Here is a 17,352-nt window from a genome sequence, read left to right as displayed (position 1 = left end):
CGATGACCGGAGTACAGCGCGCCGCCGTGCTGTTGCTGTCGCTTGGGGAAAGCGACGCCGCCGAAGTGCTCAAGCATATGGACCCCAAGGAGGTGCAGAAGATCGGCATCGCCATGGCCACGATGACCGGCATCTCGCGCGACCAGGTCGAGCGGGTGATGGACGACTTCAACGGCGAACTGGCCGGCAAGACCTCGCTGGGCGTGGGCGCCGACGACTACATCCGCAACGTGCTGATCCAGGCGCTGGGCGCCGACAAGGCCGGTGGCCTGATCGACCGCATCCTGCTCGGCCGCAACACGACCGGTCTGGACACCCTGAAGTGGATGGACCCGCGCGCGGTCGCCGATCTGGTGCGCAACGAACACCCGCAGATCATCGCCATCGTCATGGCGCATCTGGACAGCGACCAGGCCGCTGAAGCGCTGAAGCTGCTGCCCGAGCGCACCCGCGCCGACGTGCTGCTGCGCATCGCAACGCTGGACGGCATTCCGCCGAATGCGCTGAGCGAGCTCAACGACATCATGGAGCGCCAATTTTCCGGCAACCAGAACCTCAAGTCGTCCAACGTGGGCGGCATCAAGGTCGCTGCCAATATCCTCAACTTCCTGGACACCGGCCCCGAGCAGGGCGTGCTGGGCGAGATCGGCAAGATCGACGCCGACCTGGCCAGCAAGATCCAGGACCTGATGTTCGTGTTCGACAACCTGGTGGACCTGGACGACCGCGGCCTGCAGACGCTGCTGCGCGAAGTCTCCGGCGAGCGCCTGGGCCTGGCCCTGCGCGGCGCCGACACCAAGGTGCGCGAGAAGATCACCCGCAACATGTCCCAGCGCGCCGCCGAAATCCTGCTCGAAGACATGGAAGCGCGTGGCCCGGTACGCCTGGCCGACGTGGAAGCGGCGCAGAAGGAAATCCTCACCATCGTCCGCCGCCTGGCTGACGAAGGTGCCATCAGCCTGGGCGGCGCCGGTGCGGAGGCGATGGTATGAACGACATCGTCACCCGCTGGCTGGCCCCCGACCTGCACATGGCCCCGGCGCTGCCGGAAACCGAATTCGACGACCCGGCGATCTATGAGCCGGTGCTGCGCCCGCCGACCCTGGAAGAGATCCAGGCCATCGAAGACGCCGCCCGTCAGGAAGGTCTGGAGCGTGGGCATGCCGAAGGCTTCGCCCAGGGCCAGTCCGAGGTGCGCCGGTTGACTGCGCAGATCGACGGCATTCTGGACAACTTCACCCGCCCGCTGGCGCGGCTGGAGAATGAAGTGGTCGGCGCGCTCGGCGAGCTGGCCGTGCGCATCGCCGGTTCCCTGGTCGGGCGTGCCTACCAGGTCGAACCGCAGCTGCTGGCCGATCTGGTGCACGAAGCCATCGACGCGGTCGGCAGTGCCGGTCGCGAAGTCGAGGTGCGCCTGCACCCGGACGACATCACCGCGCTGCTGCCGCATCTGGCGCCCAGCAGCACCACCCGCGTGGCCCCGGACCTGAGCCTGAGCCGTGGCGACCTGCGCGTGCATGCCGAAAGCGTGCGCGTGGATGGAACCTTGGATGCGCGCCTGCGCGCCGCGTTGGAGACCGTCATGCGCAAATCCGGAGCGGGCCTGTGAGCGACGTGTTGGCAGCCACCCCAGCCCCGGCCGATTGGCTGGATGCGCGCAACCTGCGCCTGGCCACGCGCCTGAGCGGGCTGGGGCTGGAGCCGACTGCCGGCCGCACCCTGATCCGCGAAGGCATCCTGCGTCGCGCGGTCGGCCTGACCCTGGAAGCCACCGGTTGCGAAGCGCCGATGGGCGCTACCTGCAAGGTCGAAGTCGACGGCGGCTGGGTCGATGCCGAAGTGGTCGGCTTTGCCGGCGAACGCACCTATCTGATGCCCAGCGCCGAACTGCATGGCCTGCTGCCGAATGCGCGCGTGGTGCCCTCGCGGCGCCGCGGCGGCGTGGAAGTGGGCGAAGGCCTGCTCGGCCGCGTCATCGACAGCGACGGCACCCCGCTCGACGGCAAGGGCCCGATCCGCGGCGAAGGCAGCGTCAGCATGGCCGGCGTGTCGATCAACCCGCTGGCGCGCGAGCCCATCACCACCTCGTTGGACGTCGGCGTGCGCGCCATCAACGCGCTGCTGCCGATCGGCCGCGGCCAGCGTGTGGGCCTGTTCGCCGGCTCCGGCGTCGGTAAATCGACACTGCTCGGCATGATGACCCGCTTCACCTCGGCCGACGTGATCGTGGTCGGGCTGATCGGCGAACGTGGCCGCGAAGTGCGCGACTTCGTCGAAACCACCCTCGGCGAAGAAGGCCTGCGCCGCGCCGTGGTGGTGGCCGCCCCGGCCGACCGCCCACCGTTGGCGCGTCTGCACGGCGCCTACCGCGCTACTGCCATCGCCGAGTGGTTCCGCGACCAGGGTTTGAACGTGCTGCTGCTGATGGATTCGCTGACCCGCTTCGCCCAGGCGCAGCGCGAGATCGGCCTGTCGGTGGGCGAGCCGCCGACCACCCGCGGCTACCCGCCATCGGTGTTCGCCAAATTGCCGGCGCTGGTGGAACGTGCCGGCAACGGCGCCAAGGGGCGCGGTTCGATCACCGCCTTCTACACCGTGCTGACCGAAGGCGACGACCCGCAGGACCCGATCGCCGACGCCGCCCGTGCCATTCTCGACGGCCACATCCTGCTCTCGCGTCGGGTTGCCGACAGCGGCCTGTACCCGGCCATCGATGTCGAATCCTCGGTCAGCCGTGTGGTGCAGGACATCGCCGACGACACCTGGCGCCTGCGCATCCGCAAGCTCAAGCGGCTGCTCTCGGCGTATTCGTCCAACCGCGACCTGATCGCCATCGGCGCCTACCAGCGCGGCAGCGACCCGGCCACCGACGAAGCCTTGGCGCGTTGGCCGGACATCGTCGAATTCCTCGGACAGGACGTCCACAAGGCCGCCCACCTGCCCGACAGCCTGTCCGCGTTGCAGCGGCTGGTCGAACCCGAGAACTAATCCATGATGCAGTCCAAACGGATCGACCCCCTGTTGCGCCGCGCGCAGGAACAGGAAGACCAGGTCGCGCGCGATCTGGCCGAGCGTCAGCGCGCCCTGGACACGCACCAGTCGCGTCTGGAAGAACTGCGCCGCTACGCCGAGGAATACGCCAACAGCCATATGGCCGGCACCAGCGCCGCGGCGTTGACCAACCGCCGCGCCTTCCTGGACCGGCTCGACAGCGCGGTGCTGCAGCAGGCGCAGACCGTGGAAAGCAACCGCAACAAGGTGGAGGCCGAACGCACCCGCCTGCTGCTGGCCAGCCGCGAAAAACAGGTGCTGGAGCAATTGGCGGCCAGCTACCGCGCACAGGAGAACAAGGTGATCGAACGCCGCGACCAGCGTGAGATGGACGACCTCGGCGCGCGCCGCTCGCGCCTGGCCCGCAGCGAAGACACCCACGGAGAATCCGCATGAACCCCCTGTCCGCTTTTGCCGCTGGTCTTGGCGCGCTTGCCGGCACCGGCAAGAAATCCAGCTATAGCGACCCGTCGTCCGAGCCGGACACCGGCCAGGACCAGTTCGCGCGCATGCTCAATCCGGCCAACACGCCGAACCAGGCCCCGCCGCAGGCGCCCGAGCGCGTGCCGGCCAAGCAGACCGCGCCCAAGCCCAGCCAGTCCGACAAGCAACGCGACGACAACGATAACGGCGACGATGCAGCCGGCGATGCCACTGCACGGCCGCGTGCGCAGGACGGCGACAGCAAGGCTGCAAAGCCCGCCAAGTCCGGCTCCCCCAAAGAATCAACTACAGCCGAGAGTAGCTCTGCCGCAGGCACCGCCAAGACCGGCAAGAACGCAAAACCCGCGACCGCCAGCGAAGACGCACCCGCTGAAGCCGCCACCGCGACCGATTCCACCTGGCCACCGCCAGGTCTGGGCGGTTTCGGCATGGGCCTGCTGGCGCAAGCCTTGCCCGGTGGTGAGGTGCTGGCTGCCGCGGCAGCGGCCCTGACCGCCAGCATGGCCGGGGCAGCGGGCGGCACGGCGAGTGCAACCGCCCTGCCCACCGATGCCGCCGCACCTACCGCAACGGCAACAACCGGCACCGCCCTGCCCTCGTTGGGCGCACTGGCACCGGCTGCCGCCGCAGGCGCCAAGCCCACTTCCGTCACCGCCTTGAGCGGCGATGCCCAGACAGCCGCGCTGATGAGCATGGCCACCAAGGCACTGGACCCAAGCGCCGACGACTCCGCAAGCCCGGCAGCGCCGGACGCCCCGGCGTTCGTATTGCCGACTACCACGGCCGCCACGCTCGGTCGCCTGCAGGATCCGGCGCCGGTGTTCAGCGCCTCGCCCACCCCGACCCCGGAAATGGGCAGCGACAACTTCGACGATGCCATCGGCGCGCGTATGAGCTGGCTGGCCGACCAGAAGATCGGCCATGCGCATATCAAGGTGACCCCGAACGAGATGGGCCCGGTCGAAGTGCGTCTGCATCTGGATGGCGACAAGGTCAGCGCCAGCTTCACCTCGGCCAACGCCGAGGTGCGCCAGGCGCTGGAACAAAGCCTGCCGCGGCTGCGCGAAATGCTCGGCCAGAACGGCTTCCAGCTGGGCCAGGCCGATGTGGGCCAGCAACAGCAGGGCCAGGCCGGCAACCGCAACGGCAGTGGGCGCGATGGCAACGGCCTCACCCTGGACGACAGCCCGCCCGTCGGAATTCCGTCGGTGGTGTTACGCCAGCGTGGATTGCTGGACGCCTACGCCTGAAGTACTGCGCCGGATCCCCCCGGCGCGACTGAAAACCGCGCGTCGGCATGATGCGCGCGCGGCCCGCCTCCCCTCGCAGCGCAAGGCTTGCGGGGCTTTTCGTATTAGCGCGCAGGCCGCGCCAGGAAACCGTCGCGGTTTTGGCATGCCAATTGCATCCACAGGGTGAGCATTCCCCTGGAGCAGACTGTGGCAGCCGCCGAAAAACCCAAGAAGACCGAAGACAAAGACGAGAAAGGCGAAAAGAAGAAGGGTGGCAAGAAGTCCATCCTGCTGATCGCCATCGGTGTAGTGGTACTTGCGGCCGCTGGCGGCGGCGCCTGGTTCTTCTTCGGCCACAAGGGCGATGAGAAAGGCGGCAAGCACGCCGCGCCCAAGGTCGCCGAAGTGCCCAAGCCGGCCCAGTACTTCCCGATGGACCCGGCGATCGTGGTCAATCTGGCAGACCCCGGCGATGGCCCGCAGTACCTGCAGGTCGAAGTGCAGCTGGTCACCCGCGACCCGGAAGAACTCAAGCTCATCACCGAGAACGCCCCGGCCATCCGCGCGCATCTGCTGATGCTGCTGTCGCAGACCAAGGCCACCGACGTGGCCGACCTGGTCGGCAAGCAGAAGCTGCAGAAAGCCGCCCTGGTCGAAGCACAGAAGGTCATGACCAGCGAGACCGGCAAGAAGTGCGTCGAAGAACTGCTGTTCACCAGTTTCGTTACCCAGTAAGGCCTGCCCATGAGCGTCAGCGATCTGCTTTCCCAGGACGAAATCGATGCCCTGCTGCATGGCGTGGATTCGGGCGTGGTCAACACCGAGCCGGAGCCGTTGCCCGGCGAGGCGCGCCAGTACGATCTGTCCAGCCAGGACCGCATCATCCGTGGGCGCATGCCGACCCTGGAGATGGTCAACGAGCGCTTCGCGCGGCTGTGGCGCATTGGCCTGTTCAACCTGATCCGGCGCTCGGCCGACCTGTCGGTGCGCGGCATCGACCTGGTCAAGTTCAACGAGTACATGCACTCGCTGTACGTGCCGACCAACCTCAACCTGATCCGCTTCAAACCGCTGCGCGGTACCGGCCTGATCGTGTTCGAACCCACGCTGGTGTTCACCGTGGTGGACAACTTCTTCGGTGGCGACGGCCGTTACCACACCCGTATCGAAGGTCGCGAATTCACCGCCACCGAGATGCGCGTGGTGCAGTTGATGCTCAAGCAGACCTTCGCCGATCTGAAGGAAGCCTGGGCGCCGGTGATGGAAGTGGACTTCGAGTACATCAACTCGGAGATCAACCCGCACTTCGCCAATATCGTCACCCCGCGCGAGTACGTGGTGGTGTGCCGCTTCCATGTGGAGCTGGAAGGCGGCGGCGGCGAGATCCACATCACCCTGCCGTATTCGATGCTGGAGCCGATCCGCGAATTGCTCGATGCCGGCATCCAGAGCGACCGCAACGACCGCGACGATTCCTGGAACGTGATGCTGCGCGAGCAGCTGGACACTGCCGAGGTCACCCTGTCCAGCGTGCTGGCCAGCAAGCGCATGAGTCTGCGCCAGCTCACCGGTTTGAAAATCGGCGACATCCTGCCGATCGACCTGCCTGCACAGGTGCCGCTGTGCGTGGAAGAAATCCCGTTGTTCACCGGCGAATTCGGCGTTTCCAATGGCAACAACGCCGTCAAGATCACCGCCGTACGCCCGCCCGGCGTGCAAGCCCCGCGTGCCGTTCCATCCCAGGACCCCAGCAAATGATCAACTCCGACATCCTCGACGCCGCGCCCGCCACCTTCGACAGCCTGCAGCCCGAGCGCGACCTCAACGCCACCGACCTCAACCTGGACGTCATCCTGGACGTGCCGGTGACGCTGTCGCTGGAAGTGGGCCGCGCGCGCATCCCGATCCGCAACCTGCTGCAGCTCAACCAGGGCTCGGTGGTGGAACTGGAACGCGGCGCCGGCGAGCCGCTGGACGTGTACGTCAACGGCACCTTGATCGCGCATGGCGAAGTGGTCGTCATCAACGACCGCTTCGGCATCCGTTTGACCGACGTGGTCAGCCCCAGCGAACGGATCCGGAGGCTGCGGTGATCGGCTTGCTGGCCACTGCCGCGCCAGTCGCGGCCAAGGCCAGCCAGGTCGGCGCGCAGGCACCGTCCTCGCCCAGCCTGTTTGGCGCGGTCTTTGCATTGCTGCTGGTGCTCGCGCTGATCGTCGGCCTGGGCTGGTTGCTCAAGCGCCTGCCCGGCAGCGGTTTCCGCAATACCGAAGGCCTGCGTGTGGTGACCAGCCTGGCGGTGGGTGCCAAGGAACGCGTGGTGGTGGTGGAGGTGAACGGCCAGCAGTTGTTGCTCGGCGTCACCGCCGGCGGCATCAGCACCTTGCACACCTTGCCCGAACCGCTACCGCCCATGCCGGCCCCCACCCTGCCCAACTTCAAGCAACTCCCCAATTTCGCCCAGCTGCTGGCACAGAAGCTGCGCAAGGACCCGTGACATGTTCAGTCGTTGGAATCGCTGGGGGCGCAGCCTGCGCCTGATCCTGATCCTGCTGGTGATGAGCTGCCCGCTGCTGGCCGCCGCCGCACCTGCCGCCTTGCCGGCGATGGCCCAGGCCGCCGCTCCCGCTGCGGCGCCCGCTCCGGCCGGCGCCAATCAATTGCCTTCGTTGCCGAACGTGAGCGTCGGCCGCATCGGCGACCAGCCGGTAAGCCTGCCGCTGCAGACTTTGCTGCTGATGACGGCGATCACGCTGCTGCCGTCGATGCTGCTGGTGCTGACCGCCTTCACCCGCATCACCATCGTGCTGGGCCTGCTGCGCCAGGCGCTGGGTACCGGCCAGACCCCGTCCAATCAGGTGCTGCTGGGCCTGTCGATGTTCCTCACCGCGCTGGTGATGATGCCGGTGTGGCAGAAGATGTGGGGCGCCGGCCTGTCGCCGTACCTCAACAACCAGATCGATTTCTCCACCGCCTGGACGCTCACCACCCAGCCGCTACGCGCCTTCATGCTGGCGCAGATCCGCGAGACCGATCTGATGACCTTCGCTGGCATGGCCGGCGACGGCAAGTATGCCGGCCCGGATGCCGTGCCGTTCCCGGTGCTGGTGGCCTCGTTCGTGACCAGCGAGTTGAAGACCGCGTTCGAGATCGGCTTTCTGATCTTCATTCCGTTCGTGATCATCGATCTGGTGGTCGCCAGCGTGCTGATGTCGATGGGCATGATGATGCTGTCGCCGATGCTGATCTCGGCGCCGTTCAAGATCCTGTTGTTCATCCTGGTGGATGGGTGGGTGCTGGTGGTGGGCACGCTGGCAGCGAGCTTCAACGCGTCGTAGCCGCCGCGAGATTTGCATGCGCGCCGCCCTGCCGGGATGTCTACCCGGCTTGCCACTTCAGCCTGACGCCGAAGCCCGCGCTGAGCAATGAGCCAGCGAAGCCACACAACACGCGTGGCTTCGCCTCGTACCCTCACCCCAACCCCCGCTTCGCGCCCCGGCCCGCGCTCACGGCGCGGGCGCTCCAAGGCACGCGCGCCAGTGGCGCGCAAGCCGTGCCTTCTCGCCCCGCTGGAGAGGGGCTAGTCCCGACTCCCCACTCCCGTCCTTTGGCACCCCACTTGCATCAGACCCCTCCATGAGCCCTGAAATCGCCCTGACTGAATTGCGTGGTGGCCTGGTCACCGTCCTGTGGATTGCCGGGCCGATGTTGCTGGCGGTGCTGGTGGTCGGCGTGGTGATTGGTGTGGTGCAGGCTGCTACCCAGTTGAACGAACCGACCATCGCCTTCGTCGCCAAGGCCGTGGCGCTGACGGCCACGCTGTTTGCCACCGGCAGCATGCTGCTGGGGCATCTGGTGGAGTTCACCATTGCGCTGTTTCAGCGCATTCCGCATCTGATCGGTTAGCGGGATAGATCGGATGGATGCTGCCACCCAGATGGTGATCGACGGCCAGCGCGCGTTTGCGATGGTCGGGGCGATCATGTGGACGATGCTGCGCACCGGCGCGTTGCTGACCGCGATGCCGTTGATCGGCACGCGTGCGGTGCCCGGGCGAGTGCGGGTGATGCTGGCCGGCACCTTGTCGATGGTACTGGCGCCGCTGCTGCCGCCGGTACCGGAGTGGGATGGTTTTACCGCGCAGGCGGTGCTCAGCGTGGCACGCGAGCTGGCGGTGGGCGCGAGCATGGGCTTCATGCTCAAGCTGATCTTCGAAGCCGGCGCGTTGGCCGGCGAGCTGGTGTCGCAATCCACCGGTCTGTCGTTTGCGCAGATGTCCGATCCGCTGCGCGGGGTGACGTCCGGCGTGATCGCACAGTGGTTCTACATCGGGTTCGGGCTGCTGTTCTTCGCGGCCAACGGGCACCTGGCGGTGATCTCGTTGCTGGTGGACAGCTACAAGGCCTTGCCGATCGGCACCGCAGTGCCGGATGCGGCCGCCTTTGCCGAAGTTGCACCGACGCTGTTCCTGCAGATCCTGCGCGGCGGGCTCACCTTGGCGTTGCCGATGATGGTGGCGATGCTGGCGGTCAACCTGGCCTTCGGCGCATTGGCCAAGGCGGCGCCAGCGTTGAATCCGGTGCAGTTGGGCTTGCCACTGACGGTATTGCTGGGCCTGTTTCTGCTCTCCAGCTTCGCCAGCGAATTCGCACCGCCCGTGCAGCGCATGTTCGACACTGCGTTCGACGCCGCCAGAGCATTGACGACGTAAGTGTGAGCTGCCTCAAGTTTTTGGCCGGCAAGCCGTCAACGCCACAGGATCACTGACGACGCCAATCGCCAGTCATCACATCCTCACTGCCACGCCTGCGGGAACCGATGCCCAACGTGTCTGCGCTGTTCGCCCGTTCTGCCGTGCGCAGCATTGCGCCGTGGGCATGGCTCTGCCTGCTTGTGACCGGCCTGGCCAGTATCGCGAGCGTGCAGGCGCAGAGTTACAGCTTCCGCGATTACGCCCAGGCCGATGGCCTGCAGGGCATGACCATCACCGGTCTGGTCGAGGATCGCCGTGGTGTGGTGTGGGTGGCCACCGAACTGGCGTTGCACCGGTTCGAGCGCGAGCGCTTCATTGCCGTCGGCCAGGATCAGGGCCTGGACGCGCGCTTCACCCGCGGCCTCACGCTGGATAGCGCCGGGCGCTTGTGGGTGGCCACCGCCAATGGCGTGTTCGTGCGCGACGGCGAGCAGTTCGTCCAGGTGCTGCGCGAGGGCAAGCGCATTCGCGCCGATGCCGGCAATGTGATCGCCGCCTACCGCGACGGGGTCGCGGTGATCAGCGCAGGGGCGCTGCTGGCGGTGACGCCGGGCGCGGGCAAGCAATGGCAGGTGCAACCGCTGCCGCTGCGAACGCCCGATGGAATCCTGCAACCATCGGGCAGCACCCTGCTGGCCGATGGGCAGTTTCTTTGGGCGTCGTGCGGCGCTGGCGTCTGCCGGTTGGATGCAGCCGGCAAGGTGGTCGAATCCCTCTCCGAAGCCGATGGCGTGCCAGCGCGCCGCTGGCGGGTGATCTTTCGCGAACGTGGCGGTCGGCTGTGGCTGCGTGGCGGCGGCGCCATCGTGTCGCGCGAGCCGGGCGCGCGCCGCTTCCAAACCCATCCGGCCAGCGCGCACAGCAGCTTCAGCACCATGTCCGGCGCCACCACCATGGTGGAGGACGCGCGCGGGCGCATGCTGACCCGCTCCGATCATGGGCTGGTGCGCTGGGACGGCACCCATTGGCACGACATCGGCCCCGACCAGGGCCTGCAGCTGGATGCCATGGTCGGCCCACTGCTATTGCAGAGCAACGGCACCTTGTGGATCGGCACCCGTGGGCTTGGGGTGCAACGCCTGCTCGGCTACGGCAGCATCGAGCATCTGACCGAGCCGCAAGGCATGCCATCGGCGCCGACCTGGGCGATGCAGCGCCTGCCCAACGGCATGCTGGCGGTTGGTGCCGATGGCGGCGCTGCCCTGCTGCCCCGGCATGCCCAACGCGCCCAGCCGTGGCTGCTGGACAACGGCAAGCCGTTGTCGCAAACGCTCAGCCTTGCGGTGGCACCGGATGGCGCGGCCTGGGTGTCGTACTTTTCCGGCGCCATTGCCCGGCGCGATCCGCACACCGGGCTGACCCGCGTGGTGATGGACATGCCCAGGCCGGGCTACAAGCTGTTGTTCGACAACGCCGGTTCGGTCTGGATCTCGACCCCGCGCGGGCTGGCACGCGGTCAGACCACCCCGCCCTATGCGCTGAACTTCGAGCCGGCGCTGCAAGGCAAGTTTGTCGGCGACATCGATGTCGACCGCCAGGGGCGGCTGTGGGCGGCGACCGGCGACGGGCTGTATCGCCGCGAGGGCGCGCAGTGGGTGCGCGTGCCGGTGCGCGGCTCGCTGCCCAGCCAGGACATGTTTCAGATCGACTTCGCACCGGACGGCGAAATCTGGCTGTCGCTGCGCGAGGCCGGGCTTTGGCACGGTCGCCTGCAGGCCGACGGCGGCTTATCGGTGCAGACGGTCGACGACCCGCTGATCTCCAAGGTGATGCCCTTCATCCTGCGCCACGACCGCAAGGGCCGGCTGTGGGTCGGCAGCAGCCAGGGGCTGGATCTGTATCAGCAAGGCCGCTGGTCGCGCATCACGCGCAGCGAGGGCCTGCTGTGGGACGACCTGTCGTCCAACGCGTTTCTGGAAGACGACGACGGCAGCCTGTGGATCGGCAGCAGCCGCGGGCTGAGCCACTTGCTCGACCCGCAGCGGTTGTTCGCCGCACAACCGCTGCAGGTGGAGATCGCGCACGTGCGGCGCGGCACCGAGACGGTGCGCGCCGGGGCGGCGCTGGAGTGGTCCGACATTCCGCTGGATATCGACCTGGCCACGCCCGGCGTGGAGGGCGGCGCAGACCGGATCAGCTTCCGCTACCGGGTGGAAGGCCATCAGGCGCGCTGGACCACCACCTCGCTCAGTCACCTGACCTATCCGCTGCTGCCGCCCGGCACCTACACGCTGGAAGTGCAGGTGCTGGATGCCTATCAACGCAGTAGCAGCCCGATCACGCGCTTTCGTTTTGTGCTGCATCCGCCATGGTGGCGCGGCATTCCCGCGTTGATCGGCTACGTGCTGCTGGGCATCGCAGCCGTGATCGTGCTGCTGCGCTGGCGCACGCGCAAACTGCTGCGGCGCAAACGCGAGCTGGAGCAACTGGTGGCCGAACGCACCGCCGAACTGGAGCAGGACAAGCGCGAGCTGGAAGTCGCGCGCGCCGAACTGGCGCTCAAGGCCACCCACGACGAGCTGACCGGCCTGCTCAATCGCGCCGGCATCTTGCACGCGCTGCGCGGCATGCTGGCGCGTGCCACGGTCCAGGCGCAGCCGTTGGCGGTGGTGCTGATCGATCTGGATCACTTCAAGCTGGTCAACGACCAACACGGCCATCTGGCCGGCGATGCGGTGCTGGCCGAGGTCGGCCGGCGCCTGGATACGTTGGTGCGCGGCGACGACCGGATCGGCCGCTACGGTGGCGAGGAATTGCTGGCGCTGCTGCCCGGTCTGAATGCCGACTCCACGCATCGCTTGCAGGCCTTGCATCGCGGCATCTGCGGCGATTACCCGATCGACGGCAGCGTGCTGGCGGTGACCTGCTCGATCGGCGTGGCCTGGTTTCAGCCGGGCGAAACCCTGGAACAGTTGCTGGCGCGCGCCGACGCGGCGCTGTATCGCGCCAAACGCAGTGGACGCAATCGCATCGACTACGACCACACCCCGTCTGAGCACGCTGCTGAGAGTTGAGCGTTAGCGCCGAAGCGCCTTGAAATACATCGAAAGCGGGGTTGCAGTGAACGCACAACTCGATTCGACTGCGCTGCCGGCAAACCGATACCGGCGCCTGTCGAGCTCGCATGTAATCGACTGGCGGGCGGCAATCACGCCATCGTGTTGCTGCGCGCATTAAAGAAACACGCGTGAACAGCCGTTAGTCGGTTTACTGCGGCCTACTATGGGGGCCGCCCATGGCAAGCGTGAGACACCCGCGCAAGGCGCGGACCACACCTGCCGACGCGTGGGAGAGTGCAACGCTCGTGGGGTGTGAGTACCGCCAGTGGAGGTCGTCGAGCCGGCGCGCGCCGTTTGCCGCGGTGTTGCTGTTGGCGTTGCTGTCGTTGGCCGATCTGGCCGGCGCGCAGACCGCAAGCATTCGCCGCTACGCCCATGACCAGGGCCTGCTCGGGTTGGCCGGCACCTGCCTGCTGCAGACCCGCGCCACGTTGCTGTGGGTGTGCACCGAAAGCGGCCTGTATCGCTTCAATGGGCGCAGCTTTCAGCAGGTGGTGCTGGATGGCCTGCGCAACGAATCGATCAGCTCGATGACCGAAACCGCCGACGGTACGTTGTGGGTGGCCGGCTTCCAGACGCTGTTCGTCGGCAACGAACACGGCTTCCGCAGACTGGCGCCGTACGAGGCCGAGCATCTGCAGGAAGGCATGCTGCTGGCCAGCCCGCCGTGGGGTACGGTGCTGGCCAACGGCGGCACGCTGGAGCGGCTGAGTGCACGCGGCAACGGCCGCTGGCATAGCGAGCCGCTGCTGGATACCGCCACCCGCGTGCGCGTGCCCGAGTTGTCCAAGGTGTTGAGCCTGTCGGTGGACGGCGACACCTTGTGGGCCGGCTGTGCCAAGCGGCTATGCGCCATCGATGCGCAGCGCAAGGTGCAGGTGTACGGGCCCGAACAAGGCGTGCCGGAAGATCGCTGGTACAGCGTGCTGCGCGACCACGACGGCGCATTGTGGGTACGTGGCACCGGCACCCTGCTCTACCGGGCACCGGGCGCGGCCACCTTCAGCGTGCGGCCGCTGCCGTTGCTGGATGGCAGCACCGTCGGGCAGCAGGCGCCGCTGGTGCTCGACCGCGAGGGACGGGTGCTGGTGCGCCGCAACGACGGACTGGTGCGCTGGGAAAACGGCCAGTGGCGCAGTTTCGGCACCGAGAACGGGCTGCCGCCGGGCAGCAGCGATGCCATGGTGGTGGACCGCGACGGCGATATCTGGATGACCGTGGACGGCGAAGGCCTGGTGCGCTGGGCCGGCTACGAGTGGATCGAGAACTGGGACGCCTCGCAAGGCATGCCGGTTGCGCCGACCTGGTCGATCGCCCGCGATGCGCAGGGCGCGCTGCTGGTCGGCAACGAACATGGCGTAGGTCGCCAGGCCGATCCGAAGGGGCGCTTCGTTCCTGCATTACCCAACTCCGGGATCCAGATCGTGGGCATGGCGCGCAGTGCCGACGGCAGCCTGTGGACGCTGAACTCGGCCGGCTTCGTGCGCCGCAACTGGCCGGATGGCCGCAGCGCCGAGATCGCCAAACTTCCGCGTACCGGGCGGCGTCTGATCATCGACCGCCAGGGCCGGCTGTGGGTGCTCACTGCCGGTGGCCTGTTTGCGCTCGAACGGCCGCTGGACGGCGGCACGCTGCACATGGTCAGCCAGATGCCGGCCATCGCCTATACCGATATCCAGCAGACTGCCGACGGCACGTTGTGGGTGTCCAGCGCCAATGGCCTGTTTCGGCTGCAGGGCGCGCACTGGTCGAAGGTGAAGGTCAAGGTCAATGGCGGCGCCTCCGACCCGTGGATCAGCAAATTCCATATCAGCGACAGCGGCGAAGTGTGGCTGGCGTTCTATCGCGCCGGGCTATGGCACGGCCTGTTGCTGGACGAAGAAGTGGATCTGCAGGCGGTCAGCGATGAAGCGCTCGCCGACGTCAGCGTGTACCAGTTACGCGGCGACAGCGTCGGCCGGGTCTGGGTGGGTCACGCACGCGGCGTGGAGGTCTACGACGGCGAGCATTGGGCGCATCTGTCGCAGTCGCAGGGGCTGTTGTGGGACGACGTGTCCGAAGCGGCGTTTGCCGAAGATCCCGATGGCTCGGTGTGGATCGGCACCGCGCGCGGGGTGAGCCACCTGCGCGACCCGGCGCGCCTGTTCGATCAGCGCCAGCCCAGCGTGCGTATCGACAGCGTCAGCCGCGGTGGCGTGCCGGTGCAGCGCGGCCAGTTGCTCGCCTGGAGCGACAGGCCGTTGCATATCGAGCTGTCCAGCATGGAGGTCTACGACGACCCCAGCCGGCTCACGGTGCGCTATCGCCTGCTCGGTCTGCACAACGAATGGATCCAGAGCGACACACTGTCCATCGACCAACCGCCGCTGCCGTCCGGGCATTTCCGCCTGCAGGTGCAGCTGCTGGACCGCTACCGACGCACCACCTCGCCGATCGCCGACCTGCCGTTCGCGGTAGCGCCGCTGTGGTGGCGCAGCCCGCCGGCAATCGCGCTGTATCTGCTGATCGGCAGCGCCCTGCTGGCCGGTTTGTGGCGCTGGCGGCACCGCCATCTGGTGGCGCGCGAACGCATGCTCGCCGAGCTGGTCGCCGAGCGCACCTATCAGCTGGAGCGCGAAAAACGCGAGCTGGAAAGCGCCCGCGCGGCGCTGGCACTGAAGGCCAGCCACGACGCGCTGACCGGCCTGCTCAATCGCTCCGGCGTGCTCGAGGCGATGGCCGAAGAACTACAGGCCTGCGCCCACGGTGCGCATCCGCTGGCGGTGGTACTGATCGACCTGGACCACTTCAAGCTGGTCAACGACGAACATGGGCATCTGGTCGGCGATGCGGTGCTGGCCAAGGTCGGCGCGCGGCTGACCGCCTGCCTGCGCGATTCGGACCGCGTGGGCCGTTACGGCGGCGAAGAATTGCTGCTGTTGCTGCCGGGCATGTCGCAACACAGCCAGCACCGGCTGCGCGCCATCCACGAAAAGCTCAGCGTGGCCCCGTACGAAGTGGGCGCTGCCCGCCCGCTACCGGTGACCTGTTCGGTCGGTGTGGCCTGGTTCCGGATCGGCGACACGGCGGCCACGCTGCTGGCGCGCGCCGACGAGGCGCTGTACCGGGCCAAGCGATACGGACGCAATCGCATCGAACCGGAGGAGCCAGAGTCGTCGGTGGCATGAGCAGTCACTCCCATCGCCCCAGTGCCGCGAACGGCTGCCGGGCCGATGTGCGCGACATGCCGCAACCGCCGTGCATGCGTGCGCACTGCATCCGGGCCGACGGCACGGCTGCCGCGCATCTCGCGCCAGCGAGTCTGTGCGTCGCCACAACCGGTGCACAGTTGCCGTTGTCCTGGCTGACCGCGGTGGTGGCGGTGACGCTGGCCTTGCTGGTGTTGGCGCTGGTGATCTCGGTGCTGTCGCGGCGCTTCCAGCAGCGCACCGATGTGCTGGCGCAATCGCTGGCGCAGGCCAATGCCGAGCTGGTGCTGGCCGCGCTGCACGACCCGCTCACTCGCCTGCCCAACCGCGTGCTGCTGCACGAACACGTGCTGCAGAGCATCGATCGCGCCCTGCACGACGGGCAGCGCTTTGCGGTGATGCTGATCAATCTGGATGGCTTCAAGGCGGTCAACGACGGCTACGGGCATCAGTTCGGCGACCAGCTGCTGGTGGCGGTGGCCGGGCGTATGAGCGCGCACCGCCGCGCCAACGGCAGCCTGGCGCGGCTGGGCGCCGACGAGTTCGCGCTGGTGTCCGACATCGCCGACCCCGAGGACGCCGCCGCGATCGCCGCGCATCTGCTGCAGGCGCTGGCGGTGCCGTTCCTGGTCGGCGACCAGGAGCTGCGCCTGAGCAGCAGCGTCGGCATTGCGCTATATCCCGAAGACGCCGGACCGGAAGACGCCGGCAGCGAGCATCAACTGATGACCCATGCCGATGCGGCGATGCGCCACGCCAAACAGGCCGGGCGCAACCGCTACAGCTTCTTCGAGCGTTCGATGACCGGCACCACCCGCGAGCGCCTGCAGCTGCTGCAGGACCTGCCGCGCGCGCTGGAGCTGGGCCAGTTCGTGCTGCATTACCAACCCAAGTACTGCGCCGAGGATGGCCGCCCGATCGGCGCCGAGGCGCTGATCCGCTGGCAACATCCCGAACGCGGCCTGGTGCCGCCGGACAGCTTCATCCCGCTGGCTGAACGCAGCGGCATGATCGGCCCGCTCGGCAGCTGGGTGTGCAGCAGGCCTGCCGGCAGATGCGCGCCTGGCGCGAGGCCGGGCATGGCGACTGGCGGGTGGCGGTGAACCTCTCGGCCACGCAGCTGGCCTCGCCCAGCCTGCTGGACGAAGTAGCCACCACCCTGGCCGAGCATCTGATTCCGCCCGGCCAGCTCACCCTGGAAATCACCGAAACCATGGCCATGCGCGATGCCGACGCCTGCCTGCGCACGCTCGGCCAGCTCAACGCGCTGGGCGTGCGCATCGCCATCGACGATTTCGGCACCGGCTATTCCAACCTGCTCTACCTGCGCAAGCTGCCCGCGCACGAACTCAAGATCGACCGCAGCTTCGTGCAGGCGATGGACACCTGCCCCGAAGACATCGCCATCGTCGCGGCCGTCGTCGCGCTGGCCCACACCATGCGCCTGCAGGTAGTGGCCGAGGGCGTGGAGACCACCGCCCAGCGCAACACCCTGGAACGGCTGGGCTGCGACCAGCTGCAGGGCTATCTGCTGGGCCGGCCGATGGACGCAGAGCGTTTTATCACCACGGTGGTTGCCCAGCGCGACGGCGTGCGCCGCCAGGCCAGCTGAGCAAAAAGCATCA

At 67.6% G+C, this 17,352-nt stretch carries 14 protein-coding genes and 1 pseudogene; all 15 read left to right on the top strand.

Features of this window, described 5'->3' with window-relative positions; all coding sequences use genetic code 11:
* The first annotated feature begins 2 nt into the window (after positions 1–2).
* Complete coding sequence (fliG, locus tag NMB96_RS16515; protein ID WP_006449784.1) at positions 3–992, top strand: flagellar motor switch protein FliG; 990 nt, start codon at positions 3–5, stop codon at positions 990–992.
* The gene (locus NMB96_RS16510; RefSeq protein WP_255085289.1) at positions 989–1,609 is read left to right on the top strand and encodes a FliH/SctL family protein; all 621 of its coding nucleotides are present in this window, start codon (positions 989–991) and stop codon (positions 1,607–1,609) included. Before fliG ends, NMB96_RS16510 begins: the two co-directional genes overlap by 4 nt.
* Positions 1,606–2,988: a flagellar protein export ATPase FliI gene (gene fliI, locus NMB96_RS16505; RefSeq protein WP_006449782.1), complete on the top strand. Its 1,383-nt coding sequence runs from the start codon at positions 1,606–1,608 to the stop codon at positions 2,986–2,988. Before NMB96_RS16510 ends, fliI begins: the two co-directional genes overlap by 4 nt.
* Positions 2,989–2,991: 3 nt before the next feature.
* A complete protein-coding gene (gene fliJ, locus NMB96_RS16500; protein WP_006449781.1) occupies positions 2,992–3,447 on the top strand; it encodes a flagellar export protein FliJ in 456 nt (151 codons plus the stop codon).
* Positions 3,444–4,745: a flagellar hook-length control protein FliK gene (locus NMB96_RS16495; protein WP_255085287.1), complete on the top strand. Its 1,302-nt coding sequence runs from the start codon at positions 3,444–3,446 to the stop codon at positions 4,743–4,745. The genes fliJ and NMB96_RS16495 overlap by 4 nt, the downstream gene beginning before the upstream one ends.
* A 165-nt stretch (positions 4,746–4,910) precedes the next feature.
* Positions 4,911–5,462, top strand: a complete 552-nt coding sequence (locus NMB96_RS16490; protein ID WP_006449779.1) for a flagellar basal body-associated FliL family protein — start codon at positions 4,911–4,913, stop codon at positions 5,460–5,462.
* A gap of 9 nt (positions 5,463–5,471) precedes the next feature.
* Complete coding sequence (gene fliM, locus NMB96_RS16485) at positions 5,472–6,485, top strand: flagellar motor switch protein FliM (RefSeq protein ID WP_023903929.1); 1,014 nt, start codon at positions 5,472–5,474, stop codon at positions 6,483–6,485.
* A complete protein-coding gene (gene fliN / locus NMB96_RS16480; RefSeq protein ID WP_006449777.1) occupies positions 6,482–6,820 on the top strand; it encodes a flagellar motor switch protein FliN in 339 nt (112 codons plus the stop codon). Before fliM ends, fliN begins: the two co-directional genes overlap by 4 nt.
* The gene (gene fliO, locus NMB96_RS16475; protein ID WP_023903927.1) at positions 6,817–7,224 is read left to right on the top strand and encodes a flagellar biosynthetic protein FliO; all 408 of its coding nucleotides are present in this window, start codon (positions 6,817–6,819) and stop codon (positions 7,222–7,224) included. The genes fliN and fliO overlap by 4 nt, the downstream gene beginning before the upstream one ends.
* Position 7,225: 1 nt before the next feature.
* Entirely contained in the window at positions 7,226–8,065 is an 840-nt protein-coding gene (fliP, locus tag NMB96_RS16470; RefSeq protein WP_006449775.1) for a flagellar type III secretion system pore protein FliP, read from the top strand.
* A 298-nt stretch (positions 8,066–8,363) separates the two neighbouring features.
* On the top strand, positions 8,364–8,633 hold the full coding sequence (locus tag NMB96_RS16465; protein WP_005917968.1) for a flagellar biosynthetic protein FliQ: 270 nt from the start codon (positions 8,364–8,366) through the stop codon (positions 8,631–8,633).
* Positions 8,634–8,646: 13 nt separating this feature from the next.
* The gene (fliR, locus tag NMB96_RS16460; protein ID WP_006449774.1) at positions 8,647–9,438 is read left to right on the top strand and encodes a flagellar biosynthetic protein FliR; all 792 of its coding nucleotides are present in this window, start codon (positions 8,647–8,649) and stop codon (positions 9,436–9,438) included.
* Between the two features lie 107 nt (positions 9,439–9,545).
* On the top strand, positions 9,546–12,494 hold the full coding sequence (locus NMB96_RS16455; protein ID WP_255085286.1) for a ligand-binding sensor domain-containing diguanylate cyclase: 2,949 nt from the start codon (positions 9,546–9,548) through the stop codon (positions 12,492–12,494).
* Between the two features lie 290 nt (positions 12,495–12,784).
* Positions 12,785–15,706 (top strand): ligand-binding sensor domain-containing diguanylate cyclase, encoded by a 2,922-nt coding sequence (locus tag NMB96_RS16450; protein ID WP_255086982.1) that lies wholly within the window; start codon positions 12,785–12,787, stop codon positions 15,704–15,706.
* Positions 15,707–15,807: 101 nt separating this feature from the next.
* A pseudogene (locus NMB96_RS16445) lies at positions 15,808–17,339 on the top strand (putative bifunctional diguanylate cyclase/phosphodiesterase); the annotation flags it as partial.
* Between the last annotated feature and the right edge of the window lie 13 nt (positions 17,340–17,352).

Source organism: Xanthomonas hortorum, from assembly GCF_024339125.1.
Lineage (GTDB): Bacteria > Pseudomonadota > Gammaproteobacteria > Xanthomonadales > Xanthomonadaceae > Xanthomonas > Xanthomonas hortorum.
The sequence above is the reverse complement of the archived record's forward strand: the minus strand, read 5'-3'. Positions and strand labels throughout refer to the sequence as shown.